Raw genomic sequence first — 22,581 nt, forward strand, 5'->3', positions numbered from 1 at the left:
AGCCTCAGTTGATGATGTGGGGTACTGCCAGGGTGAAGGGGGCGATGGGAGCTTCAAACTCCTCACCCTCTTCATCCTGCATCAGATAACTGCCTTCCATGACCCCCAGTGGGGTATCCAGTGGGACACCGCTCTGGTAGCTGAAGACCTGGCCCGGTGCGATGATGGGCTCCTCGCCAACCACGCCGGGGCCTTCCACCTCGATGTGCCGTCCTTCACCATCGGTGATGAGCCAGCGGCGGCGCAGCAGTTGCACCGACAGGCTGCCGTGATTCTCGATCTCGATGCGGTAGTTAAACTGCCACGGAGATTGGCTCCCCTCCACGTAGGAGGGGAAGGCGTATACCCTGACATCGTGCTTTTCCATCAGGCCGCCTGTTGATCTGCCAGCCAGTTGGCGATCATGACGAACTGCTCCACCGAGAGGTTCTCCGGGCGCAGGTTGCCATCAATGCCCAGTCCGGCCAGTTGTTCGGCGGTGATGAAGTTAGAGAAGCAGTTGCGGATGGTCTTGCGGCGTTGGCCGAAGCCCTCGGTGCAGACCCGGCTCAGCAGGCGCACGTCCTTGGCCACGAAGGGTTTCTGCTTGTGGGGCATCAGGCGTACTACGGCGGAGTCGACCTTGGGGGCCGGCTTGAAGGCGCCGGGGCCCACTTCCAGCACCGGGATGACCTGACAGTAGTACTGGGTCATCACGCTCAGGCGCCCATAGGCCTTGCTACCGGGGCCGGCCGCCAGACGCAGCACCACTTCCTTTTGCAGCATGAAGTGCATGTCTTGCACCTGCTCGGCGTACTCGCACAGGTGGAAGATCAGCGGGGTCGAGATGTTGTAGGGCAGGTTGCCGAAGATGCGCAGGGGGCGGCCCGGCTGCATCAGGGTGCTGAAGTCGAAGCGCATGGCGTCGGCCTCGATCACCGTCAGCTTCTTGGAGAGCACCGGGTGTTCGCGCAGGCGAGCCGCCAGATCGCGGTCGAGCTCGACCACGGTCATGTGGTCGATCCGCTCGCAGACCGGCTCGGTCAACGCGGCCAGACCCGGGCCGATTTCCACTAGGTTTTCACCCGATTGGGGATAAATGGCATCGACGATCTGGCCGATGACGTAGCGATCGTGCAGGAAGTTCTGACCGAAACGCTTGCGGGCCGTGTGGCCCATGTGCACCTTACTGTTCATGTTCTCTTTTCTACCATCTTGATGGCGTGGTGGATGGCGGTCAGTAGACTGCCCGTGTCGGCGCGGCCGGTGCCGGCCAGGTCGAGGGCGGTGCCGTGATCCACCGATGTGCGGATAAAGGGGAGACCCAGGGTGATGTTGACCGCCTTACCGAAGCCCTTGTACTTGAGCACCGGCAGTCCCTGGTCGTGGTACATGGCGAGTACCGCATCCGCATCCTTGAGGTATTTCTCCTGGAACAGGGTGTCGGCCGGCAGCGGGCCGACCAGATCCATCCCTTCGTCACGAAGTTGTGCCAGCGTGGGCTCGATCACCTCGATCTCTTCGCGGCCGAGGTGGCCCCCCTCGCCGGCGTGGGGATTGAGGCCGCACACATAGATGCGCGGCCGGGCAATACCGAACTTGCTGCGCAGATCCTGGTTGAGGATCCGCACGATGCGAGTGAGTTTGTCCGGGGTGATGGCCTTGGCGACGCTGGCCAGCGGCAGGTGGGTGGTGACCAGCGCGACGCGCAGCCCCTCGGTGGCCAGCATCATCACCACCTCGGCGGTGGCGGACTGCTCGGCAAAAAACTCGGTGTGGCCGCTGAAGGCGACCCCAGCCTGATTGATGATGCCCTTGTGTACCGGGCCCGTCACCAGGGCAGCGAACTCGCCGCTCAGGTTGCCCTCGGCGGCGCGGCGCAGGGTTTCCAGCACATAGGCGCCGTTGCCCGCATCGAGCTGGCCCGGCTCGCTCGGCACGCCGAGCGGCACCGGACAGACGGTGAGGGTGCCGGGAGCTTGCGCCTTGGGCGGCTCTGCCGGGTCATAGGGTAGCAGCGCGATCTTAAGCCCGAGCCGCTCGGCCCGTTCGGCCAGCAGGGCAGGGTCAGCCACCGCCACCAGTTGGTGCGGCCAGCCTTGTTCGGCGATCTGCAACATGAGGTCGGGGCCCACCCCGGCCGGTTCGCCGGGGGTCAGGGCGATACGGCAAGTCATCAGCTGCGACCATCCTCGATGCGGATGTAGGCGCTGTCACGCAGCTCGTCCATCCAGCTCTGCACCTCTTCGGAGAAGCGGCGGTTGTAGATGAGCTGGTAAGCGCGCTGCTCCATGGCCTTGTCGGTGGCGTCCTGGCTGCGGCGATCCTCAACCTGAACTATGTGCCAACCGAAGCTGGTGCGGAACGGCTGGCTGATCTGGCCCGGTTGCAGACGGTTGACCATGTCGCGAAATTCCGGTGCATACATGTCGGGAGAGGCCCAGCCCAGCTCGCCGCCTTGGACGGCAGAGCCCGGATCTTCGGAGTATTTCTCAGCCAGTTGGGCGAAGGTCGCCTTGCCGGTCTTGAGGTCGTTGAGGAAGCCGTCGAGCATCCCCTTGGCCTTGTCCTCACTCAGGATGATGGAGGGCTTGATCAGGATGTGGCGGGCCTTCACCTCGGTCAGGTTGACCTGCTGCTGGCCCTTGGTGTCGAACACCTTGATGATGTGCAGGCCGGCGCCGGAGCGCAGCGGGCCAATGATGTCACCCTTGCTGGTCCCTTGGACGGCTTCGGCCATCAGGGTCGGCATCTCCTGCGGGCTCATCCAGCCCCAGTCACCCCCTTCCAGGGCCTTGGGACCGTTACTCTCGGCGATTGCCAGCTTGCGGAAGTCGGCACCCTCCTTGAGGGCGTTGAGCAGGCGCAGCGCCTTGGATTTGGCCGCATCGAGCTGTTCGGCGCTGGGGTTGTCCGGCAGGGCGATCTGGATATGACCGATGTGGTACTCGCTCTGCTGTTGCCCCTGCTGCTTGATGACATCCACCACCTGCTTCACCTCTTGATCGGAGATGTTGATGCGGCGGCGCACCTGGTTGCGGCGCACTTCGCTCATCAGGATCTCGCGGCGCACCTCTTCGCGGTACTGGGCATAGCTCATCCCCTCGCGATCCAGCTGGGCACGCATCTGCTCCATGCTCATGCGGTTGTCGGCGGCGATGCCGGCGATAGCCTGCTCGAGCTGGGTATCGCTCACCCGCAGGCCTTGGCGGTCGGCCAGTTGCAGCACCAGGCTCTCTTGGATCAGGCGATCCAGCGCCTGGCGGCGCAGGGTGGCGTCATCGGGCAGGGACTGGCCCTGCTCTTGGGCGGAGATCTTCACCTTGCGCACCAGTGCATCCTGCTGGCTGGCCAGCACCACGTCCTTGTTGACCACGGCGAGGACGCGATCGATGAGCTCGGGGGCTGCCAGTGCCGACGAGCTCAGGGCGCCAAGGGTACCTGCGGTCAGCAGGGCGATCAGGGTCTTTTTCATATCCATCTCTCAGGGCTGAACCAGCATCACTGCTGGTCTTTCAGATTGAACGGGCGAACATAGGGGAGCAACTCGGTATCCAGAGTGACGCTGCGGCCACCGGTACCCACGCTGCCAAGCCCCTTCATTTCAAATTGCAGACCGATGGTGCGCTCGGAGGTGGGCATCATGGTCACGTTATCCGGCTTGTTATGCCACTCCATGCTCAGGTTGATACTCCAGCAGCAGGAGTCGTACTTGATGCCGAGCTTGCGGTCGATGTTGATGTCCTGCTCCACGTCGCGGTAGTAACCGCCGTAAGCCTGCCACTGGCGATCGATGGGGGCCATCATGACCAGGCCAACCTGGTTCAGGTCTTTGGCCATGTTGCGATTGAAGGGGTCTTCCAGGTCGTAGTTGCCGTCCTTGATGAAGCGGTAGTTGAGTTGGCTGACCAGACGATCGGCATCGGCGCGGAACTCGACCGCGGCGTTACCGGCGTTGAACTCGCCGTGCTCGGTGTCGTACTGGGTGCCGGCGTGGGCAAACCAGTTGTCGGTGACACGGGCATCCCCTTCGAAGGAGAGCAGGGAGCGCGAGCTGCTGCTCGACGAGTCGGACGGGTAGAGGCGAACCTTGGGCGGCGTCATCTCAAAGGCCTGAGCCACCGCCAGACGCAGTCGCTCATCCCCCACGTTGTCGTAGACCCGGCTGGTCAAGCCGGTGGTGATGCGGTTGGCGTCGCTGATACGGTCGAGGCCGGCGAAGCGGCGATCGCTGAACAGACTGTAGTAGTCCTGACGCATGTCGGTCGAGTCATAGATACCGATCTCGTCCTGATTTTTGTACGGGACGTAGAGGTACTGTACCTCGGGCTCCATGGTCTGGGTGCCCTTGCCGTCAAACCAGGTCAGGGTGCGATCGAAGTTGAAGCCGCCCTTGAGACGCAGTGAGGGCAGGGTACGGCTGATGGTGCCGTCCTTGAGGGTCAACTGACCGTCTTTGGTGAACAGGTTGCGGTCATAGGCATAGAGCTGGCCGGAGTCCGGGACATCCTGGTTGTAGCTGGTATACATCAGCCGATACTGGCTGGTGAGGTAGTAGCCGGGGGCATCCACCAGCGGCATGGTCAGGGTCGGAGCCAGGTGCAGACGGGTGGCGGTGTAGCGCTCGCCGGTCTGGGCTGCGGTGGCCTGATTGCCGCTGTAATCGAACTTGGTCAGCTCGTTGTTGAGGGCAAAGTCATACCAGCTGCCCTGATGGTAATAGTTGTGGTTGATGCGCGGCAGCATGGAGTGGGGCAGCCGGGCGGTGGGCAGCAAGATCTGGTAGCTGCGCGCCTCGGTGGTGAGGTTCCAGTTGTCCTGGTAGTAGCCGGCGCGGAACGACTGCTGCAACTGGTTGTCGACCTGAACCCCGACCTTGGGGCTGAAGTCGTTGAAATAGTTGAAGTCGTGATCGCGAACCTTGGTGTAATCCAGGTTCATGCGCAAGGCGCCGTCCATGAAGCTGGAGCTGTGGCGCGTATTGAACAGGTAGCGGTGGCCGTCATCCAGATAACGATTCAGGCTGTCCAGATCGTCGTACTGCTTGTCGCTGGCCAGGTTCTCCGCATACAGCGAGCCGCTGTGGCGCGGGTCCAGCATGTAGCGAAACTCCACCTGCTCCATCAGACCACGGCGATCCATGAAGCGCTGGGTGATGGTGGCGTCGTAGTTGGGCGCGATGTTCCAGTAGAAGGGCTGGATGAGCTCCATCCCGTTACCCGAACTCTGGGTATAACCGGGGTAGAGCAGACCGGTCTTGCGCTGGTCCTTGATCGGGAAGTTGATATAGGGGAAGTAGAAGACCGGGTAGTCATACAGCCAGAGGCTGGCGTTCCACGCCTCGCCGAACACCTCGTTCTGGTCGATATCGATGCTGCCCGCCTTGAGGGTCCACACCTCCTGGCCCGGTGGGCAGGTGGTGTACTGGGCCCCTTCCAAGGTGATGTTCTGGTTGTTGTTGGTCATGGTGACCCGCTGGGCAGAGCCACGCACTGGCGAGCCGTGTACCTGGTACTTGCCCTCTTCCAGCTCGGAGTTCTTGGTGTCCAGGTTGGACTTCAGCGTCTTGTCGCTGGTGACGGTGATCTGGCCATCGTTGTAATAGATGTTGCCGATGGCAATCACGTCTTTGGTCTGCTGGTCGAGCTGGGCATAGTCAGAGTCAAACTTGCGCACGCCCTGGCGCACCTTGACGTCGCCTTGATAGACGGCGGTGCCGCCCTGTTTGGCCTCCAGTCGGTCGGCATCGACCTCGACTGGTAGCGCGTTGGCGTCCACCCCGGTCGGTGTCTTCTCGACCTTGGGCACATAGTCGTAGCAGAGGCCGTCCAGCATACCGGTGGCCGGCGGGGTCGGCAGGGAGGCGGCCCATCCCGCAGTCGGGGCAAGCACGGGAACCAATCCCAGAGTCAGTGCAAGGGGGCCGGTGATGCCCGCAGTCCGTTTGGTCATGAGATGAAGACTCGAAATTCGAATGGTGACAGCCTAAACAAGACACGCATTTTACGACAGGATTGGCTGAGTTGACATTGCATGTCATTGCTTTATGTTAGCCGGCAATCATAAAGCATTCCGACGGCCAGGGCTAACCTCCCGCTGAGGCCGCCCATTCTGGTTCTAGTTCCCATGCATGATCGCGCAGTTTTGCTCACCTTATGGGCCCGCCAACAGGTGGCGGATGATGCCCTGACGCTCACCCTCATCTCTGGCGATGCCAGCTTTCGCCGCTACTATCGCGGCGCCGGCCTCATCTGGGTGGATGCCCCGCCAAGTACCGAAAAAAACCGTGAATTTGTCCGCAATGCCGCGGCATTGGCGGCCGCCGGCGTGCGGGCGCCCGAGGTGAAGGGGGTCGACTACGAGCAGGGCTTGCTGTGCGTGACAGATCTTGGCGACACCGCGCTGCTCAGTGTGCTGAATGAAGAGAACGTGGGGAGCTGGTATGGGCGCGCCATCGACCTGCTGCCGGCCCTGGCGCAGGTCGATCTCGAACTCGAGCCCTTCGATGGGCCCTTCATGGCTCGTGAGAACGCCATTTTGCCGGAGTGGTTGCTCGGCCATCACCTGGGGTTGACGCTGTCGGAGGAGGAGCAGGCCCTGCTGGCCCGCACCTTTGCGCAGCTCACCGCCAACAACCTGGCGCAGGTGCAAGGGGTCATGCACCGCGACTTTCACAGCCGCAACCTGATGGTGTATGGCGAGTCGGCGCAGGGCGAGCTGGCGGTGATCGACTTTCAGGACATGGTGCTGGGGCCGGTTACCTACGATCTGGTCTCCCTGCTTAAAGACTGCTACGTGCGCTGGCCGGATGCGGTGATCGAAGAGGGGATGCAGCAAGGCTTCTCGGTATTGGGGCAGGCCGGTCTGCTCGGGGCGACCGACTACGCTACCTTCCGCCGCCAAGCCGATCTCACCGGCATGCAGCGCCACCTCAAGGCGGCCGGCATCTTCGCCAGGCTGCACCACAGAGACGGCAAGTCCGGCTACCTCAAGGACATCCCGCGCACCCTCGATTATGTGGTCGAGGTGTGTGAGCGCTATGGCGAGCTGGTCGAGTTCGGTCACTGGCTCACGCGCCGCGTGTTGCCGGCCTTGCCGGAGGCGCGCCCATGAAGGCGATGATCCTGGCGGCCGGGCGCGGCGAGCGGATGCGCCCGCTCACCGATAGCCTGCCCAAGCCGCTGCTGGCGGTGGGCGGCAAACCCCTCATCGTGCACCACATCGAACGGCTGCGCTCGGCCGGCATCACTGAGCTGGTCATCAACCACGCTTGGCTTGGCCACAAGCTGGTCGAGGCGCTTGGGGATGGCGCAGCCCTCGGGGTTCGCATTGCATGGTCGGCAGAGCCAAGCGCGCTGGAAACTGCCGGCGGCATAGTGCAGGCCCTGCCCCTGCTTGGCGACGCGCCGTTTCTGGTGCTCAACGGCGATACCTGGCTCGATCTGGATTATGCCCCCCTCATCCACCAGCCGCTGGGTGAGGATTTGGCCCACCTCTGGCTGGTGGACAACCCGCCCCAACATCCGCACGGCGACTTCTCGTTGTTGGGAGAGCGGGTCATTGACCGACCCGGTCTTACCTTCAGCGGAGTTGCACTCTATCACCCGGCCGCCTTTGCCGGTCTGGCGCCGGGGGCGCGCAAGCTGGCGCCGCTGCTGCGCGAATGGATGGCGGATGGCCGGGTCGGTGGCAGCCACCTGAAAGGGGATTGGCGCGATATTGGCACGCCCGAGCGGCTGGCCCAACTCGACAGCGAACTGCGGGCCCGTGGGGCCGCGAGGTAACTTCTCATGCGTATCTGGGGCAAGGTGCTCGGCGCCTTCTTTGGTTTTCTGCTCGGCAATGTCTTCGGTCTGGTGATCGGCCTGTGGATCGGCCATCGCTTCGACACCGGCATGGGGTTGCAGGCGGGCTTTCGCCGCCGCCCTTCCGAGCAGCAACAGGCCATCTTCTTCCACGCCACTTTCGCGGTGATGGGGCACATCGCCAAGGCGAGCGGCCAGGTGACCGAGAGCGAGATCCGGGTCGCCTCCAACCTGATGGATCGGATGCGCCTGACCGGTGATCTGCGCGCCCGCGCCCAGGACTCCTTTCGTCAGGGCAAGGCGGGGGACTTCCCCCTGCGCGCCACCCTGGCTGAGTTTCGCGAGGCCTGCATGGGGCAGCGCGACATCCTGCGCTTCTTCCTCGAGGTGCAGTTGCAGGCCGCCTTCGCCGACGGCAAGGTGCCGCCTGAGGAGCGCCAGATCTTGCAGATCGTGGCCGAAGAGCTCGGCTTTAGCCGCTTCGAGCTGGAGCGGATCCTGGCCATGGCGGAGGCGCAGATGCACTTCTACCGGGACGGTGGATCCCGTAGCGGTAGCCAGCAGCAGGGGTGGGGCGGCCAACAGGCCAGCCGCGAGCCGCCGCGCGATCGGCTCAAAGATGCCTACCAGTTGCTCGGGGTGAGTGAGGGCGATTCGGATCAGGAGGTCAAGAAGGCCTACCGCAAGGAGATGGCCAAACACCACCCGGACAAGCTGGCCGCGAAGGGGCTGCCCCCCGAGATGATGGAGATGGCCAAGCAGAAGGCTCAGGAGATCCAGAGCGCATGGGAGATGATCCGCGAGGTGCGCGGTATTCGCTAGACGCCCGTCCACCACGAAAAAGACCACCCCAGGGTGGTCTTTTTTTATCCCTTCACACTAGCTGGCGCAGTGGCGTGCCGGCGGTGAAGGCGTCGATGTTCTCGATGACCTGATCGGCGAGGCGCTGCATGGCGCCGGCGCTGGCCCAGGCCACATGAGGGGTGAGGATGAAGTTGGGCAGGGCGAGCGCCTGCATCAGCGGGTGATCCGCCGGGGGCGGCTCCTGGCTGGCCACATCGAAGCCGGCACCGCCGAGGTGGCCACTGCGCAGTGCCGCCAGCAGCGCCTGCTCGTCGACCAGCCCGCCTCGCCCCACGTTGATCAGCAGGGCGCCCGGCTTCATGGCGGCCAACTCGGCGGCGCCGATGAGGTGGCGGGTCTGCTCGGTGAGCGGGCAGTGCAGGCTGAGGATGTCCGAGCTTTGCAGCAGTTCGCCAAGCGGCAGGCGATCCGGGGTCGGCTCGCCGCCACGCAAGCTGGTGGCGTAGCGCACGGTTAGGCCGAGCGCCTCGGCTCGGCGACCCAGATCCCGGCCTATGGTACCGCGCCCTATGATGCCGAGCTGGCGTCCTGCCAGATCCATGATGCCGTGATCGAAGAAGCAGAAGCGGCCGCTCTCCTGCCAGCGGCCGGCGGCCAGCGAAAGCTGCCATCCCTTGAGGTTGCGCGCCAGCGCCAGCATCAGGGCCAGGGCATGCTCGGGTACCGAGGGGCCGGCGTAACCCTGCACGTTACAGACCCGGATGCCGCGCTCGCGGCAGGCCGCCAGATCGACATTGTCAGATCCCGTGGCGGCCAGCACGATCAGCCGTAGCGCAGGCAAGGCGGCCAGTTCGGCGGCGCCGAGCCGCACCTTGTTGACGATGGCCACGCTGGCCCCTTGCAGCCGTTCGACCACCTGAGCCGGCGTCGTGGTCGGGTATTCGATCCAGGTGTGGGCGCAGGCGGGGCGGCCGAGCCGCACCGAGGGTGCCAGGGTGTCGCGGTCGAGAAAGACGATCTGCATGGAGCCTCCTTGGGGTGAGGCTCCATCATGCCAAGGAGGGGGCCTCAGAGCCAGCCGAGGTGATGCAGCCACCCCTGCAACTGGCCCGGGATCTCCTCCGTGTCGGCTAGGGCGTAGGGGCGATAATCGAGCTTGCTGCTGCGCTTGCTCTCGATGCGGCGGGCCTCGGCGGCCGAGCGTGACCAGAGTGAGCCCTCCTCCCGGTAGAGATCCAGTACGGGGGTAGGGGCCCGAACCACATCGCGTGCCAGCACCAGGTTGGCGGCGGAGTCGGGGAAGGCGGCATCGAGCAGCACCAAGGCGTCGGGGGCCGGTAGCTGCTCGCTGGCGATGAGGTTACTGACCCAGGCGGCGGCCGAGCCCTGGGCCAGGATCAGGCGAAAGCCCCCCTCTTGCAGCTTGGCCTCGCTCAGGCGGGTGATCCGATCGCTCAGGTAGTGGCGGAAATCATCGCGCAGCTTGCTCTTTTTCTCGTCGGCCGGATTGAGGGCCCCCTGCTTGGAGTGGGGCAGCAGCAGCAGGGTGTCGAACCCCATGGTGGTGAGGGCGGGGGAGAGTTGCCACAGGGTGGCACTGCCCTGCCACTCGGGCAGCAGTAGCACCAGGCCCAGGTAGTGCTCCCCCCTGTGCTCGGCAAACAGCACCTGATCTTGCTCAAGCTGCTTGCTGACCGGGGTGCGCAGCCAGTCCTGGCGCAGCGTGCGATCATCCGGAGTGGCTGGCAAAGGGGGCACCGGGGCGCTGGGAGGGGCCGCTTCGTTCCCTGCGGCGTCGCCCTCTTCGTCATCGGCAGGGGCTGTGCTCTCGGCGCCGGAGGGGGCATTGGTTGGCGCGGGTTCGCTGCCGCTGGCGGCGGAAGGGGAGGCAGGGGCCGTGTTCTCGGCGCCGGAGGGGGCATTGGCCAGCGCAGGTTCGCTGCCGCTGGCGGCAGAAGGGGGGGCAGGGGCCGTGTTCTCGGCGCCGGAGGGGGCATTGGCCGGCGCAGGTTCGCTGCCGCTGGCGGCGGAAGGCGTGGCAGGGGCCGTGCTCTCGGCGCCGGAGGGGGCATTGGTCGGCGCAGGTTCGCTGCCGCTGGCGGCGGAAGGGGCGGCGGGGGCCGTGCTCTCGGCGTCGGAGGGCGTATCGGCGGCCTGCGCCGTGTTGAGCAACAGAGTCAGAAGCAGAAAGAGATGAAAGGGCATGGGGTCCTCCAGCGCATCCTATAGCGGCCATGATCCGATCTTCTTGAGCTTGGCCCGATAGCGCGATGCTTTTATTGCCCCGGGCTTCTCTTGCTACCGGGGTTATCGATTCGGGCTGCGGGGAGGAGGGGGAGAAGGTTTGGCGTGGGCACTCAACGGGCAACAAAAAAGCGAGCCGGTGGCTCGCTTTTTTATCGACTGGGGTCAAACCCGCATCAGGAGATGCGACGCTTGAACTCACCGGTACGGGTGTCGATTTCGATCTTGTCACCGATTTCCACGAAGGCGGCAACAGACAGCTCGAAGCCAGTACCAACCAGACGGGCCGGCTTGGTGACCTTGCCGGAGGTGTCGCCACGGGCGGCCGGCTCGGTGTACTCAACTTCACGTACGATGGTGGTCGGCAGTTCGACGGAGATGGCCTTCTCGTTGTAGAAGGTCACTTCGCAGGGGTCTTCCATGCCGTCTACCAGGTAGTTCAGCACGTCGCCCAGGTTGTCCTTCTCCACGTCGTACTGGTTGTAGTCAGTGTCCATGAAGACATACATGGGATCGGCGAAGTAGGAGTAGGTGCACTCCTTGCGCTCCAGCATGACCACTTCCATCTTCTCGTCAGCCTTGAAGACGGGCTCGGCGGCGCTGCCGGTCAGCAGACCCTTCAGCTTCATCTTAACCACGGCGGCGTTACGGCCGGATTTGTTGAACTCGGTCTTCTGAACCACCATGGGCTCGGTGCCGACCATGACCACGTTACCAGCGCGGATTTCCTGTGCGGTTTTCATGTAAAAAATTTCCTGTTCGTGAAACGGACGGATAAAAACTGCCAGATTATATCTTCGTTTCCAAAAATTTCACTAACCGAGTGACGAGATCGCCGCCGGCGATCAGGTCTCGGGGCCATTGTGTGGCATGTTCGCCCCAGATTTCCCGGTATTGCTCCCATTTTTGCCAGAGATCCTTGCACGATTCCCCCTGGTTAAGAGCCAGCATCATGGCCTGCACCCAGCTGGCTTGGGGCGCCGGCAGCGGAGCCAGATAGCGCGCGAGGAAGGCCTCCAGCTTGACCAGGTGGTAATCCTCCTCCTGCGGGTAGATGTGCCAGAGGAAGGGGCGGGCGGCCCACTGGGCGCGCACGAAGGAGTCTTCGCCGCGCACGATATTGAGATCGCACGACCAGAGCAGGCGATCGTAGCCGGCCTGATCGGTCATCGGCAGCACGGCGACCGTGAGCGCCCCATCTTGGATGCGATCGCCCGGTTGGGCCGCCTCGATCCCGAGTGCGGCCAGCACTTGGGGCAGGGCGCGTCCGACCGGAACCAGCAGGGTGACCTGGTGTGGGCCCTGTCGCCATGCATCGATCAGTGACGCCACGGCCGCGCTTTCGTAGGCAAACAGGCTGATGCGAAGCTCCCCCGGCGCGGAGGGCGCAAGACCCAGGCTCGCCCAGTAGGCGGCAAGGCCCGCCTGATCCGCCTGCCAGGCAGCGCGCTGCGCCAGTAGATCCCGCTCGCAGAGCAGGCCCCCTGTGCGCTCGGTAAAGCCCGGAAAGAAGAAGTATTTGTTGAGCCGCCCCTGGGGCGAGGGGAGGGCATGGCACCCCTCGACCCAGGCCTCAGCCGAGAGGTATTCGAGGTTGATCCAGGCTGGTGGAGGGCTCATGGCCTGCATGCGCGCCTTGTAGGGGGCGGGCAGCTCGCAGGCGAATGCCTCGATGACCACGCGGGCCGGCTCGCGATCGGCCTCGGCGTGCCAGTGCTGTATGGTGATCCCCTGCTCGCACTGGGTCTCGCGCGCCGGATCGATGGCCGGGCAGATGCGGGAAAAACTCGTCAGATCGTCGACCCACAGGCGCACCGGGCCATGCCCCTCGTCGTGCAACTGGCGCGCCAGCCGCCAGGTGACGCCGATATCGCCGAAGTTGTCGACCACGGTACAGAAGATGTCGAAGGCAAAGGGCATGGGCTCTCCCGGGTAATAAAAAACCGGCGTGCAGGGTAGCACGCCGGTCAGGGTCACTCTACGGGGTTACTCCTTGCCGTAGACGTTGTTCTCTTGCTCGCGCACCCGGATGAAGGTGGTGCGCTTGGTCAGCTCCTTGAGCTGGGCCGCCCCCACATAGGTGCAGGTGGAGCGCACCCCACCCAGGATGTCGCGCACCGTGTTCTCGACTGGGCCACGGTAAGGGAGCAGCACAGTCTTCCCCTCGGAGGCGCGGTAGCCGGCGACGCCGCCGGCATGCTTGTCCATCGCGCTCGACGAGCTCATGCCGTAGAACTTCATGAAGGGGGCCCCTTCCACCTCGACCAGCTCGCCGCCGCACTCCTCATGGGCGGCCAACATGCCCCCCAGCATCACGAAGTCAGCGCCGCCACCGAAGGCTTTGGCTACATCGCCCGGGCAGGTGCAGCCACCGTCGCCGATGATCTGGCCGCCGAGGCCGTGGGCTGCGTCGGCGCACTCTATGATGGCGGAGAGCTGCGGGTAGCCGACCCCGGTCTTGACTCGGGTGGTGCAGACCGAGCCGGGGCCTATGCCCACCTTGACGATGTCGGCCCCCTCCAGGATCAGCTCCTCGACCATCTCGCCGGTCACCACGTTGCCAGCCACGATAACGTGGTTAGGGCAGGCCTCGCGCATCTTGCTCACGAAGGCGACGAAGGGCTCGGCATAGCCGTTGGCCACGTCGATGCAGATAAAGCGCAGCGCCGGGGAGAGGGCCAGGATTTCGCGGGTCTTGGTGAAATCCCCCTCCGAGGTGCCGGTAGAGACCATGACGTGGCGCAGCACCGACTCGTCGCTGTGGGCCACGAACTGCTGCCACTGCTCCAGGCTGTAGTGCTTGTGCACTGCGGTCAACATCTCGAAACCGGCCAGGGCGCGGGCCATGGCGAAGCTGCCGACCGTGTCCATGTTGGCGGCGATCACGGGCACCCCCTGCCACTGGGTACCGGAGTGTTTAAAGGTGAACTGGCGGGTCAGATTGACCTGAGAGCGACTCTTGAGGGTGGAGCGCTTGGGGCGGAACAGAACGTCCTTGAAACCGAGCTTCAGGTCTTCTTCGATACGCATTGCGTGGTCCTTTCAACTGTTTGGTAGTTGGCAGGCACAAAAAAACCGGCGGTTTTTCATGGCCTCCGGTTTACCACAGTCTAGCCAGAAAACCGCGCCCGGCAAGACTGATAATGCAACGCTGGATATGGTATCGTCGCTCTAATAACCTGAATTCGTTCAGGGTTTCATTCGGCTATTCCTACCATCCTGTCGATCATCCCCACCATGCGCCCCAGTTCGGGCTTGGTGATGGTGTCATTGGCCCCCAGTTGCAGCGCCTTGGCGCGGTTATCATCGCTCATCAGCGACGAGAACATCACGATCGGCAGCGCGGTGAAAAGCGGGTTGTCGCGCAGGCGTTTGAGCAGGTGCATGCCATCCATGCGCGGCATCTCCACGTCGCTCACTAGGGCGTTGAGGAAGGTGTTGACCGGCTGGTTCTCGGCCCGCGAATGCTCCTCGATGTCGGTCAGCATCTCCAGGGCGTCGCCCCCGTCCTTGGCGGTGATGACGTGATAGCCGGCGGTGCTCAGGGTGTTTTCGATCAACTTGCGGATGAAGGCCGAGTCATCGACCACCAGTATGGTTCTGGACTCGCGCTGGGCCACGATGCGATCGTTGAAGGCGACTCGCCGATCCTGGGTGACGTCGTACTTCTCCATGCTGAGTTCGGGGTTGATGGTGGCGACGATCTTCTCGAAGTCGAGGATCATGATGATGTTGCCGTCACGGCGCACCACCGCCACCACACAGTCGTTCTCTCCGGCCTCCAGAAACTGGCTGGGGGACTCCACGTCCTCCCACGATACTCGGTGGATCCGGCTCACGCTATCGACCAGAAAGCCGTTGGCCATGTTGTTGAAGTCGGTGACGATCACCACCTTGCCGGCTTGATCCGGCCGGGTCTTGACCCGCAGCCAGCCGGCCAGATCCACCATGGGGATCAGGCGATCACGCAAGGAGAAGACCCCCACCATGTGGGGTTGGGCATTGGGGTAATCGGTGGTCTCCGGCACCCGGATCACCTCGCGCACCTTGGCGACGTTGATACCGTAGTAGGCGGTCTTGCTGCTGCCATCCGGCATCTGTTTGTGCAGGTGGAACTCGATGATCTCGAGTTCATTGGTGCCGCTTTCGGTCAGGATCGCGCTCTGCATCCCGCTCCCTTTCTCACTCATGCTCACTCCCTAACAACCATATCCTTGACTACACGACCGCCGTGGACGGTCGCTTCGCTACTTACCGGATTATCGGCAGCGGGTGAGATTCGACCAGCGGAGTATCGGTAAGTTGTGATTCGGGTCAGAAAAAGGCTTTTTTAACAATGTGATAGCCGAGCTAAAGGGATGGATTCAAGCCAGTCTCATCGCGATGATTTGGCGCAGCCGGGTCAGCAGTGCCGGCTTGCCGGCGAGGCGGTGGCGCCGGGCCAAGGTCTCCCACGGGGTGTATTGCCAGATGGCACCGATCAGCAGAGCCTGCTGCTCCGGTGGCCAGCGATGCAGCTCACCGGCATGGATGAGCAGCCAGCGCTGTAGCGCTTCCTGACACAGCTCGAAGGGTTTGTGGTGGTGGGCAAAGCAGGTCAGTTCATCACACTCCCATGGCTCGAGGGCGGGCACGTTAACGTGCTCGGGCAGGCACCAGGCGAGCTGACTTGGCGCCATGGCGCGCAGCTCACCGGCCAGTTGGGCCGGCAGGGTGAGCAGGAAGCGGCGCTGCCATTCGTTCAGCTCAGTGGCCACCCCTTCCCACAGTGGGTTCAGCATCAATACCGCGTGGCTGCCGCTCGCGGCGTCCCGCTGCAAGCCGATGCGCACGGTCGAGAAACCGGCGGCGCGCCAGAACGGCAGCAGATCCTCACCGGCTGAGAAGGCAGTGCCGAGGTAGTCAAATCCCTCGGCGTGGTAGTGAGCGCGCAGGGCACCAAGCAGGGTATGGCCCAGACCGCGGCGGTGCAGCACGGGGTGGATGGCGATGCGCATGATACGGGCATAGCGGCGCTCTCCGGCGCTTCTAAATCCGGCGTGGGCGAGCAGCGACTGGGGCAACAGTTGGCCGCGAGGCCGGCGTCGGCCGGCCCAGATGGCCTGGGCCAGCTCCCCCTCGATGGGCCCCTCATGGGCCACCAGGGCCACACCGAGCAGGCTGCTGCCCGACTCGAGCAGGTGGATGTCGAGATCCGGCGCTTCCAGCAGGGTGCGCAGGTCGCTCGGTTTGGTTTGGTAGTGGGCCAGCACCAGCAGGCCGAATACCTGGTTGAGCAGGGGCTCGTCACCGGCCAGTGCCGTGGCACTGATGCGGCGCCACGCAGGGGCGGTGCTTAGGGTCGGCTCGGCTGGGGTGGCGTCGAGCGCCAGCAGGCGGTGCACCAGGGGCTCTAGCGGATCGCGCCGGCTCCAGCGCACGGGGTCGTCCATGTGCAGCTCGCGCCAGCCCGGGGTACGCCGCTCCAGGGTGCGTTTGAAGCGCAGGTGAAAGCCGCGCCCGGTGCCTTCATATCCATGCTCTGTGGTGGCAAAGACGATGCGGTGGTAGTGGCCGAGCAGCCCCTCCAGCAGGGCGGCAGGGATGGCGGCAGCCTCATCCACCAGCAGCAGATCCAGCTCGCGGGGCTCGTCGAGCAGGTGATCCGGACTGAAGAACGATAGGCGGGGATCCGCCTCGGCGTGGGCAAAGAGCGGATCAACCGTGGCGCGCGCGGGGGCCGTCACCCCGATCCGCAGCGACGGATCCTCATCCAACAGCGCCCGTGCCGCCAGCCCCAATGCGCTGCTCTTGCCTCTGCCGCGATCGGCGCTCAAGACCAGCGGCCGCTTGCGGTGGCCGCGCAGCACCTGTCGGATCGCCGCGATGGCGGCGGCCTGATCCGCCGTATAGCGGTGTTGATCGCCAAGCGGCAACCAAGGATCGCCGGCCGGCGCGGGTTGTAGATCCAGAGCCGGATCCCCCGGTAGCAATGCAGCAAGTCGCTGTACAAAGCCGCGACCGCAGCGCGGCAGATCAATTGGATCGGCCACGAGACGCAGTCGATCCGGATCGGCGAAGGCCGGCCAGCGCTCCCGTGGCGGCGAGAGCAGGATCAGCAGGCCACCTGCGCGCAGAGTGCCGGCCAGAGCGCCGAAGGCATCGGGATGAAAGCCGCTGAAGGCGTTGAACACCAGGGTGTCGCACTCCTGGCCGAGGCGACGCAGCGCCTTGGCCGCCGGCAGCGGCCCATGGCAGGCAGGCCCTTCCCCCAGCCAGAAGATCTCGCCCCACAACCACGACTCGGTGCGGGCGATGCACTCCGGCTCATCCCCCTCGAGCCAGACGAGGCGGCGTTCACCACTTTGGCGCAGCTGCTGGCGCAGGGTCATGCACCGCGACCTGGGCGCGGCTCGAACATCTTGTCCCCGGTCTGGTCGATAAAGGTCTGTGCCTTGCGTAGCATGAAGTCGCTGGCATCGTTCGGGTTGGCGAAGAGATCGGAGCGGATGAAGCGGTGCTCCTTGAGTTCACCTTCGATCTCGCGGGTGATGCGGCCAGCCAGACGGAACTGTCCCCCCTCGGGCATGGGCTCGGGATAGATGAGGTAGCCTTGGTACTCGGTCGGGGTTACCTGCGGGGCTTGGGGGCTGGCTGTGGAGCCAAACAAGGCGGTGAACAGTTTCTTCAGCATGGGATCCTCCGTGTTGAGCGCATTCTCCCCAAGGGGAAGGGGGGAGACAAGCAACTTATGCCTAAACGTTATTTGAGTGGCTAACCATTCTCATTTACATTTTTGCTGTTCCATCCCCATCGAGGTCATCCAGCATGTACGTCTGCCTTTGCCGTGGCATCACCGATACCCAGATCCGCCAAGCCGTTCAGTCGGGTAAGGATGATTTTCGCCAGTTGAAGCAGGCGCTTGAGGTCGGCTCCCAGTGTGGCAAGTGTGTGCGCATGGCCCAAGAGATCATCCGCAGCGAACTCGACCAGCCGCCGCGCTATTACGAAGTCGCCTGATCCGCTGCGGTCATCTTTCTTGTCTATCCTTTGTCGGATGGACAGGGAGGGTTATCCATGAAAGGCGACACCAAGATCATTACTCACCTCAACAAGGCGCTTGGCAACGAGCTGATCGCCATCAACCAGTATTTCCTGCACGCCCGCATGTTCGATGACTGGGGGCTCAAGCGCCTTGGTCACAAGGAGTACCACGAGTCGATCGACGAGATGAAGCACGCCGACGAGCTGGTCAAGCGGATCCTGTTTCTCGAGGGGCTGCCGAATCTGCAGGATCTCGGCAAGCTGTGTATCGGCGAGAATGTGGAGGAGATGCTGCGCTGCGATCTCGAACTCGAGTTGGCGGCGATTCCGGATCTCAAGGCTGGGATCCACTATGCCGAGTCGATCCAAGATTACATCAGCCGGGATCTGCTGCGGGAGATCCTCGAAGATGAAGAGGAGCATGTCGACTGGCTCGAGACCCAGCTCGATCTCATCGATCGCATCGGTCTGGAGAACTATCAGCAATCCCAATTGCACAGCGATGGATCCTGATGTGAGAACAGGATCTCGATGCAACAAAGAGCCCGTGTATCACGGGCTCTTTGTCTTTCTTGCTCCTCGGACCCACGTTTGTTCTTTGGCACTATCGCGTCAGATCTGGGGACGGGAGAGGGGGAGCGAATCATGCTTTTTAGGAGACGTTAATGAACGGCAGTTTGCTGAATGAACGAAATTTAATTTTTTAACGCCTTATAACCAAGAATTTTTTGTTGTTTCCTGGTTCTTATTTCGAATCGTAATATCACCCAATCAGAACGGGCCCCGCTTGGGGCAGTCAGCCTCGGAGCCACACCATGAAATTCAAGACCATGAGCGTACACAGCGGTCAGCGCCTCGATCCCCAGACCGGGGCACTGACCACCCCGCTCTACCAGAGCAGCACCTTCAGCTACTTCACCGCCGAAGAGGGGCGTGCCCGCTTTAGCGGCCAGAACCCGGGTTTCATCTACAGTCGCTTTGCCAACCCGACCACCGCCGAGCTGGAGCAGAAACTGGCAGCGCTGGAGGGGGCTGACGAGGCGCTGGTGGTGGCGAGCGGCATGGCGGCGGTGAGCGCCATTCTCTATGCCCTGACCAGCCAGGGGGATGAGATCGCCTACATAGGCCCGCTCTACGGCGGCACTGAGGCCTTCCTCAAGCAGACCTTCAGCCGCGCTGGGGTCACGGTGACCGGTTACGAGAGCGATCGGGAGCTGCATGCCAACCTCAAGCCCGGCACCAAGCTGGTGCTGTTCGAGACGCTCACCAACCCGACCCTCAAGGTGATCGATCCGCGGCTGGTGGTGGAGGCGGCCCGGCGGGTTGGGGCCATCACGGTGTGCGACAACACCTTCCTGACGCCCTATCTGCTGCGACCGCTCGAGCTGGGGGTCGATCTGGTGATGCACAGCGGCACCAAGTACTTGGGCGGCCACGGCGACATCATCGCCGGGGTGGTGGCGGGGGGCGCGGCCCTGATGAGCCAGGTGCGCACCGTGGCGCTCAAGCACATCGGCTCCCCCATCGGCCCGCAGGAGGCCTACCTGCTGCAACGGGGGGTCAAAACCCTGCCCCTGCGCATGGATGCCCATCTGCACAATGCCGGCAAGGTGGCGGCGTTTCTCGCGGAGCACCCGGTCGTGCAGCGCGTCATCTACCCCGGTCTTTCTGGTCATCCCGGCCACGAGACGCTGGGCGCGGTGGCGAGCGGCTTCGGCGGCATGGTGAGCATCGAGCTTGAGGGGGGCTTTGATCGCGCGGCGCGCTTTCTCGATCGGCTGAGCCTGTTTACCCAGGCGGTGAGCCTCGGCGATCTCGAGAGTCTGGCTTGCCACCCGGCCAGCACCACCCATGCCGCCATGGATGCGGCCAGCCGTGGCGCGGCCGGCGTCAGCGACGATCTCATCCGCCTTAGCATCGGGGTGGAGGATGCCGACGATCTTATCGCCGATCTGGCGGCCGCTCTGGCCGATTGAGCCGATACCTCAGCAAGAAGAGTGGGAGCCCATGGACTCCCGCTCTGTGGTTACCGCCTTGCAGGGTTACTGCGGGCTGCCGTGCTCGGCGTGGTAGAGGGTCCACTCCTCCACCACCCGGCCATCGGAGAGGTGGCAGTAGCCGGTGACGCCAGCCGGCTCATCGCGCAGCTCCAGCTTGCCCCCGATATCGAAGCAGTAGACCGAGGCCGGATTGGCCATACCCAGTGAGGGCGTGGGCTTGCCTGCCTCATCCGGGGCGCTGCTGCATCCGGCGAGCAGCAAGGGCAGCAGTGGCAACACGTGTTTCATGGGGAGCTCCTCGGGCGGGATCGTCGATGTTTACCCTACGCCGATGGCGAAGGGGCGGCAAGGCAGGGGAAGAAAACGGCCGCGCAGGTGCGCGGCCGTTGCTGCATGACCGGCCCCGGTACGGGGCACGGGCATTACTTGAAGACGCGAAAACGTGCGGCGTCATCCATGAAGGGTTTCTCGCCAGCCGGCTGCTCGATGCTGCCAAACGGCATCTGGGCGCGCAGACGCCAGCTTTCCGGCAGATTCCAGGCCTGGCGAACCGCCTCGTCGATGATGGGGTTGTAGTGCTGCAAGGAGGCGCCGAGCTGCTCTTGAGCCAGGGCAGTCCAGACCGCGAACTGGGCGATCCCGGTGGAGTGCTCACTCCAGATCGGGAAGTTGTCTGCATAGGAGGCGAACTTGGCTTGCAGATCCTTGACGACGTCCTGATCTTCGAAGAAGAGAACGGTGGCAAAACCGGCACGGAAACAGCCGTTAACCTTGTTTTCACTCTGCGCATAGGCCTCGGCCGGTACGAGCTTCTTGAGCTCGGCCTTGACGATATCCCACAGCTTGTGGTGGTGCTCACCAAACAGGATGACGACGCGGGAGCTCTGGGAGTTGAATGCGGAAGGGCTCTGGCGGACGGCTTCCTGGATCAGCGCAGTGAGCTGCTCCGGAGTGTGGGAGACCTTATCACCCAGTGCATAGATGGTACGACGATGAGTGATCTGGTCGATAAACGCATTGCTCATGACAACTCCTTGCAAGTTGGTGGCTAGGGTGGTGCCGAAGGGTCGGCACGGCGTTCAGACTACACCTTCCGGGATGCCCGGCATACCACCGTCAGACCCGAAAGGAGCAATAACCGACAAGAGTTGTCGGAAAAGTCCCACCATTGATAAACAAAAAATTCAATTAAATCAAATTTATATATAAAACCACACCGTCTCGGCCTCGCTTGGCATCATAGTGGCCATTCCTAAACTAAGGGGCCTTTGTATAGTGACATGCGAGATATCAACCCAATGGAAGAGATATGCGTAGATTCACTTGCCTTGCCCTGACCATGCTGCTTGGTAGCGTACCGGCGATGGCGTCGGAAACTCTGGGAACTGTGCTTGGAGGGGGGGCCGGTGGTGCCGCTGGGGCGGTCATCGGCAAAGAGCTGGGTGGTGATACTGGCGCCCTGATCGGTGCTGCCGTTGGTGGGGCTGCCGGGGGCAGTGTCGGGGCCGATCGCGGCAACAAGAATGAAGCGGCCATCGGTGGCGCCGTGGGGGCGTTGAGTGGTGCTGCCCTCGGTAAGAGCGTGGGGGGCGACAATGGTCAGCTGATCGGTGCCGGGGTCGGTGGTGCGACCGGGGCGGCGATCGGTGCCAAGACCGGTGATGGTCATGACAGTCGCGGTGATAACCATCATTACCACCACAATAAGCACAAGAAACATAAGAAGAACAAGAAACACCGTCATCACTGAGTGACGGCGTGCAATAAAGAAGGGCCCCGATGGGGCCCTTCTTTATTTGGCATCAGCTACTGAGCCACTTGCGAATGCGGTTCGCATCCCCCACCGGGGTGCGCTTGCCTTGGGCGTTGAGCAGTATGATGGCCAGCTCACGGCTGCCGGGTTTGGCGCGCATCACCAGGCAACGGCCCGCTTCGTTGGTGTAACCGGTCTTGGAGAGACGAACGCTCCAGTCAGGGTTCTTCACCAGCGGGTTGGTGTTGTTGAACATCAGGCTGTAGCTCGGCTTGGCGAAGCGCATCTCGCGGTTCGGATCCTGGGTGAACTGGCGGATCAGCGGCTGGCGATAGGCGACGGCCACCAGCTTGGCGAGATCGCGGGCGGTGGAGACGTTGCGGGTAGAGAGCCCGGTCGAATCGACGAAGCGGGTGTTGCGCATGCCGAGCTGGCGCGCCTTCTGGTTCATGGCGCGCACGAAGGCTGCCTTGCCGCCCGGATAGTGGCGGGCCAGTGCCGAGGCCATGCGATTCTCGGAGGACATCAGTGCCAGATGCAGCGCATCGCGGCGACTCACCTTGGTGCCCATCTGGATACGGGAGTGGGTGCTCTTGATGCGATCGCGATCGTTGTCGTCGATGGTCAGGGTCTGCCCCAGGCTCTGGCGCGCTTCAAGCACCACGACGGCCGTCATCAGCTTGGTGATGGAGGCGATGGGACGCACTTGGTTGGGATTCTTCTGGTACAGGGTGCGCCCGGTGGCGACATCGATCACCAGGGCGTTGCCGGACATGACGCCGGGGCTGGCAGACTTGGCCTGGGAGGCCGGGGTAAACAGGAGGGCGCCGGTCAACAGCCCCAACACACCAAAGACACGCAACGAGAACCCCATACAACGACTCCTGACAGCACGACGGGCGCTTGCCCATCGAAAAAGGGCGCTAGATTCACTCATTTTTGCAGGGGGAAAACAAGAGCGCCGGCGGCTTTT

23 protein-coding genes are annotated in these 22,581 nt (G+C 63.3%); 7 read left to right on the top strand and 16 right to left on the bottom strand.

The annotated features are described in order from the left end of the window. Positions 1 to 4: 4 nt before the first annotated feature. From apaG to lptD, 5 genes are read right to left on the bottom strand one after another with little or no spacing between them, the layout of a single operon-like run. The gene (apaG, locus tag FE240_RS01445; RefSeq protein ID WP_042044992.1) at positions 5 to 367 is read right to left on the bottom strand and encodes a Co2+/Mg2+ efflux protein ApaG; all 363 of its coding nucleotides are present in this window, start codon (positions 365 to 367) and stop codon (positions 5 to 7) included. After that, positions 367 to 1,176 (bottom strand): 16S rRNA (adenine(1518)-N(6)/adenine(1519)-N(6))-dimethyltransferase RsmA, encoded by an 810-nt coding sequence (rsmA, locus tag FE240_RS01450; protein ID WP_042044993.1) that lies wholly within the window; start codon positions 1,174 to 1,176, stop codon positions 367 to 369. The genes apaG and rsmA overlap by 1 nt, the downstream gene beginning before the upstream one ends. Further along, on the bottom strand, positions 1,173 to 2,156 hold the full coding sequence (gene pdxA, locus FE240_RS01455) for a 4-hydroxythreonine-4-phosphate dehydrogenase PdxA (RefSeq protein WP_193003092.1): 984 nt from the start codon (positions 2,154 to 2,156) through the stop codon (positions 1,173 to 1,175). The genes rsmA and pdxA overlap by 4 nt, the downstream gene beginning before the upstream one ends. Beyond that, a complete protein-coding gene (gene surA, locus FE240_RS01460; RefSeq protein WP_193003093.1) occupies positions 2,156 to 3,454 on the bottom strand; it encodes a peptidylprolyl isomerase SurA in 1,299 nt (432 codons plus the stop codon). The genes pdxA and surA overlap by 1 nt, the downstream gene beginning before the upstream one ends. A gap of 26 nt (positions 3,455 to 3,480) precedes the next feature. Then, positions 3,481 to 5,931: an LPS assembly protein LptD gene (gene lptD / locus FE240_RS01465; RefSeq protein WP_193003094.1), complete on the bottom strand. Its 2,451-nt coding sequence runs from the start codon at positions 5,929 to 5,931 to the stop codon at positions 3,481 to 3,483. Between the two features lie 174 nt (positions 5,932 to 6,105). On the opposite strand from lptD, the gene FE240_RS01470 reads away from it, so the two are divergent. Genes FE240_RS01470 through djlA form a run of 3 tightly spaced genes read left to right on the top strand, consistent with a single transcriptional unit; the run spans position 6,106 to position 8,606 of the window. Beyond that, the gene (locus FE240_RS01470) at positions 6,106 to 7,092 is read left to right on the top strand and encodes an aminoglycoside phosphotransferase family protein (RefSeq protein WP_193003095.1); all 987 of its coding nucleotides are present in this window, start codon (positions 6,106 to 6,108) and stop codon (positions 7,090 to 7,092) included. Then, positions 7,089 to 7,763 carry an N-acetylmuramate alpha-1-phosphate uridylyltransferase MurU gene (gene murU, locus FE240_RS01475; RefSeq protein ID WP_193003096.1) on the top strand — a complete coding sequence of 225 codons (675 nt, stop codon included), beginning with the start codon at positions 7,089 to 7,091 and terminating at the stop codon, positions 7,761 to 7,763. The genes FE240_RS01470 and murU overlap by 4 nt, the downstream gene beginning before the upstream one ends. Before the next feature lie 6 nt (positions 7,764 to 7,769). Continuing rightward, on the top strand, positions 7,770 to 8,606 hold the full coding sequence (gene djlA / locus FE240_RS01480; RefSeq protein ID WP_193003097.1) for a co-chaperone DjlA: 837 nt from the start codon (positions 7,770 to 7,772) through the stop codon (positions 8,604 to 8,606). Between the two features lie 52 nt (positions 8,607 to 8,658). Here the strand turns inward: djlA and FE240_RS01485 are convergent, their stop codons facing one another. The 8 genes from FE240_RS01485 to FE240_RS01520 form a co-directional block, all read right to left on the bottom strand. Beyond that, positions 8,659 to 9,612, bottom strand: coding sequence for a D-2-hydroxyacid dehydrogenase (locus FE240_RS01485; protein WP_193003098.1), 954 nt, complete (start codon positions 9,610 to 9,612; stop codon positions 8,659 to 8,661). 44 nt (positions 9,613 to 9,656) lie between these two features. Continuing rightward, positions 9,657 to 10,793 carry an alpha/beta hydrolase family protein gene (locus FE240_RS01490; RefSeq protein ID WP_226798932.1) on the bottom strand — a complete coding sequence of 379 codons (1,137 nt, stop codon included), beginning with the start codon at positions 10,791 to 10,793 and terminating at the stop codon, positions 9,657 to 9,659. A gap of 215 nt (positions 10,794 to 11,008) precedes the next feature. Then, entirely contained in the window at positions 11,009 to 11,575 is a 567-nt protein-coding gene (gene efp, locus FE240_RS01495) for an elongation factor P (RefSeq protein WP_042046127.1), read from the bottom strand. A gap of 46 nt (positions 11,576 to 11,621) precedes the next feature. Further along, on the bottom strand, positions 11,622 to 12,752 hold the full coding sequence (gene earP / locus FE240_RS01500; RefSeq protein ID WP_193003099.1) for an elongation factor P maturation arginine rhamnosyltransferase EarP: 1,131 nt from the start codon (positions 12,750 to 12,752) through the stop codon (positions 11,622 to 11,624). A gap of 66 nt (positions 12,753 to 12,818) precedes the next feature. Further along, complete coding sequence (locus FE240_RS01505; RefSeq protein WP_193003100.1) at positions 12,819 to 13,862, bottom strand: GMP reductase; 1,044 nt, start codon at positions 13,860 to 13,862, stop codon at positions 12,819 to 12,821. Positions 13,863 to 14,029: 167 nt separating this feature from the next. Next, positions 14,030 to 15,022 (bottom strand): chemotaxis protein, encoded by a 993-nt coding sequence (locus FE240_RS01510; RefSeq protein ID WP_193003101.1) that lies wholly within the window; start codon positions 15,020 to 15,022, stop codon positions 14,030 to 14,032. A gap of 174 nt (positions 15,023 to 15,196) precedes the next feature. Continuing rightward, positions 15,197 to 17,203 (bottom strand): tRNA(Met) cytidine acetyltransferase TmcA, encoded by a 2,007-nt coding sequence (locus tag FE240_RS01515; RefSeq protein WP_193003102.1) that lies wholly within the window; start codon positions 17,201 to 17,203, stop codon positions 15,197 to 15,199. Then, positions 17,200 to 17,505, bottom strand: a complete 306-nt coding sequence (locus FE240_RS01520) for an HlyU family transcriptional regulator (RefSeq protein WP_193003103.1) — start codon at positions 17,503 to 17,505, stop codon at positions 17,200 to 17,202. Before FE240_RS01520 ends, FE240_RS01515 begins: the two co-directional genes overlap by 4 nt. 134 nt (positions 17,506 to 17,639) lie before the next feature. Here FE240_RS01520 and bfd point away from each other — a divergent pair, with 134 nt between their 5' ends. The 3 genes from bfd to FE240_RS01535 all read left to right on the top strand — a co-directional run bounded on the left by bfd (position 17,640) and on the right by FE240_RS01535 (position 19,831). Then, a complete protein-coding gene (gene bfd, locus FE240_RS01525; protein WP_193003104.1) occupies positions 17,640 to 17,831 on the top strand; it encodes a bacterioferritin-associated ferredoxin in 192 nt (63 codons plus the stop codon). A 57-nt stretch (positions 17,832 to 17,888) separates the two neighbouring features. After that, positions 17,889 to 18,368, top strand: coding sequence for a bacterioferritin (gene bfr, locus FE240_RS01530; protein WP_193003105.1), 480 nt, complete (start codon positions 17,889 to 17,891; stop codon positions 18,366 to 18,368). Positions 18,369 to 18,670: 302 nt separating this feature from the next. Further along, the gene (locus FE240_RS01535; protein WP_193003106.1) at positions 18,671 to 19,831 is read left to right on the top strand and encodes a trans-sulfuration enzyme family protein; all 1,161 of its coding nucleotides are present in this window, start codon (positions 18,671 to 18,673) and stop codon (positions 19,829 to 19,831) included. Positions 19,832 to 19,897: 66 nt separating this feature from the next. Here the strand turns inward: FE240_RS01535 and FE240_RS19030 are convergent, their stop codons facing one another. Together FE240_RS19030 and FE240_RS01545 are read right to left on the bottom strand one after the other, a co-directional pair. Next, positions 19,898 to 20,143 (bottom strand): putative hemolysin, encoded by a 246-nt coding sequence (locus FE240_RS19030; RefSeq protein WP_193003107.1) that lies wholly within the window; start codon positions 20,141 to 20,143, stop codon positions 19,898 to 19,900. A 134-nt stretch (positions 20,144 to 20,277) separates the two neighbouring features. Beyond that, a complete protein-coding gene (locus FE240_RS01545) occupies positions 20,278 to 20,880 on the bottom strand; it encodes a nitroreductase family protein (protein WP_193003108.1) in 603 nt (200 codons plus the stop codon). A gap of 284 nt (positions 20,881 to 21,164) precedes the next feature. Between FE240_RS01545 and FE240_RS01550 the strand changes: the two genes are divergently transcribed. Beyond that, positions 21,165 to 21,605 (top strand): YMGG-like glycine zipper-containing protein, encoded by a 441-nt coding sequence (locus FE240_RS01550; protein WP_193003109.1) that lies wholly within the window; start codon positions 21,165 to 21,167, stop codon positions 21,603 to 21,605. A 52-nt stretch (positions 21,606 to 21,657) separates the two neighbouring features. Here FE240_RS01550 and pbpG read toward each other — a convergent pair whose 3' ends face one another. Further along, positions 21,658 to 22,482, bottom strand: a complete 825-nt coding sequence (gene pbpG / locus FE240_RS01555) for a D-alanyl-D-alanine endopeptidase (protein WP_193003110.1) — start codon at positions 22,480 to 22,482, stop codon at positions 21,658 to 21,660. Between the last annotated feature and the right edge of the window lie 99 nt (positions 22,483 to 22,581).

The sequence above is a fragment of the Aeromonas simiae genome, assembly GCF_014892695.1.
In the GTDB taxonomy this organism is placed as follows: Bacteria; Pseudomonadota; Gammaproteobacteria; order Enterobacterales; family Aeromonadaceae; genus Aeromonas; species Aeromonas simiae.

Bases quoted from the DNA above. Each gene is read 5' to 3' on its own strand.
- FE240_RS01505 (WP_193003100.1), bottom strand. From the start codon at position 13,862: ATGCGTATCGAAGAAGACCTGAAGCTCGGTTTCAAGGACGTTCTGTTC.
- murU (WP_193003096.1), top strand. From the start codon at position 7,089: ATGAAGGCGATGATCCTGGCGGCCGGGCGCGGCGAGCGGATGCGCCCG.
- FE240_RS01545 (WP_193003108.1), bottom strand. From the start codon at position 20,880: ATGAGCAATGCGTTTATCGACCAGATCACTCATCGTCGTACCATCTAT.
- efp (WP_042046127.1), bottom strand. From the start codon at position 11,575: ATGAAAACCGCACAGGAAATCCGCGCTGGTAACGTGGTCATGGTCGGC.
- pdxA (WP_193003092.1), bottom strand. From the start codon at position 2,156: ATGACTTGCCGTATCGCCCTGACCCCCGGCGAACCGGCCGGGGTGGGC.
- bfd (WP_193003104.1), top strand. From the start codon at position 17,640: ATGTACGTCTGCCTTTGCCGTGGCATCACCGATACCCAGATCCGCCAA.
- pbpG (WP_193003110.1), bottom strand. From the start codon at position 22,482: ATGGGGTTCTCGTTGCGTGTCTTTGGTGTGTTGGGGCTGTTGACCGGC.
- bfr (WP_193003105.1), top strand. From the start codon at position 17,889: ATGAAAGGCGACACCAAGATCATTACTCACCTCAACAAGGCGCTTGGC.
- djlA (WP_193003097.1), top strand. From the start codon at position 7,770: ATGCGTATCTGGGGCAAGGTGCTCGGCGCCTTCTTTGGTTTTCTGCTC.
- FE240_RS01515 (WP_193003102.1), bottom strand. From the start codon at position 17,203: ATGACCCTGCGCCAGCAGCTGCGCCAAAGTGGTGAACGCCGCCTCGTC.
- FE240_RS01470 (WP_193003095.1), top strand. From the start codon at position 6,106: ATGCATGATCGCGCAGTTTTGCTCACCTTATGGGCCCGCCAACAGGTG.
- lptD (WP_193003094.1), bottom strand. From the start codon at position 5,931: ATGACCAAACGGACTGCGGGCATCACCGGCCCCCTTGCACTGACTCTG.
- earP (WP_193003099.1), bottom strand. From the start codon at position 12,752: ATGCCCTTTGCCTTCGACATCTTCTGTACCGTGGTCGACAACTTCGGC.
- FE240_RS19030 (WP_193003107.1), bottom strand. From the start codon at position 20,143: ATGAAACACGTGTTGCCACTGCTGCCCTTGCTGCTCGCCGGATGCAGC.
- FE240_RS01490 (WP_226798932.1), bottom strand. From the start codon at position 10,793: ATGCCCTTTCATCTCTTTCTGCTTCTGACTCTGTTGCTCAACACGGCG.
- FE240_RS01520 (WP_193003103.1), bottom strand. From the start codon at position 17,505: ATGCTGAAGAAACTGTTCACCGCCTTGTTTGGCTCCACAGCCAGCCCC.
- surA (WP_193003093.1), bottom strand. From the start codon at position 3,454: ATGAAAAAGACCCTGATCGCCCTGCTGACCGCAGGTACCCTTGGCGCC.
- FE240_RS01485 (WP_193003098.1), bottom strand. From the start codon at position 9,612: ATGCAGATCGTCTTTCTCGACCGCGACACCCTGGCACCCTCGGTGCGG.
- FE240_RS01550 (WP_193003109.1), top strand. From the start codon at position 21,165: ATGCGTAGATTCACTTGCCTTGCCCTGACCATGCTGCTTGGTAGCGTA.
- FE240_RS01535 (WP_193003106.1), top strand. From the start codon at position 18,671: ATGAAATTCAAGACCATGAGCGTACACAGCGGTCAGCGCCTCGATCCC.
- rsmA (WP_042044993.1), bottom strand. From the start codon at position 1,176: ATGAACAGTAAGGTGCACATGGGCCACACGGCCCGCAAGCGTTTCGGT.
- apaG (WP_042044992.1), bottom strand. From the start codon at position 367: ATGGAAAAGCACGATGTCAGGGTATACGCCTTCCCCTCCTACGTGGAG.
- FE240_RS01510 (WP_193003101.1), bottom strand. From the start codon at position 15,022: ATGAGTGAGAAAGGGAGCGGGATGCAGAGCGCGATCCTGACCGAAAGC.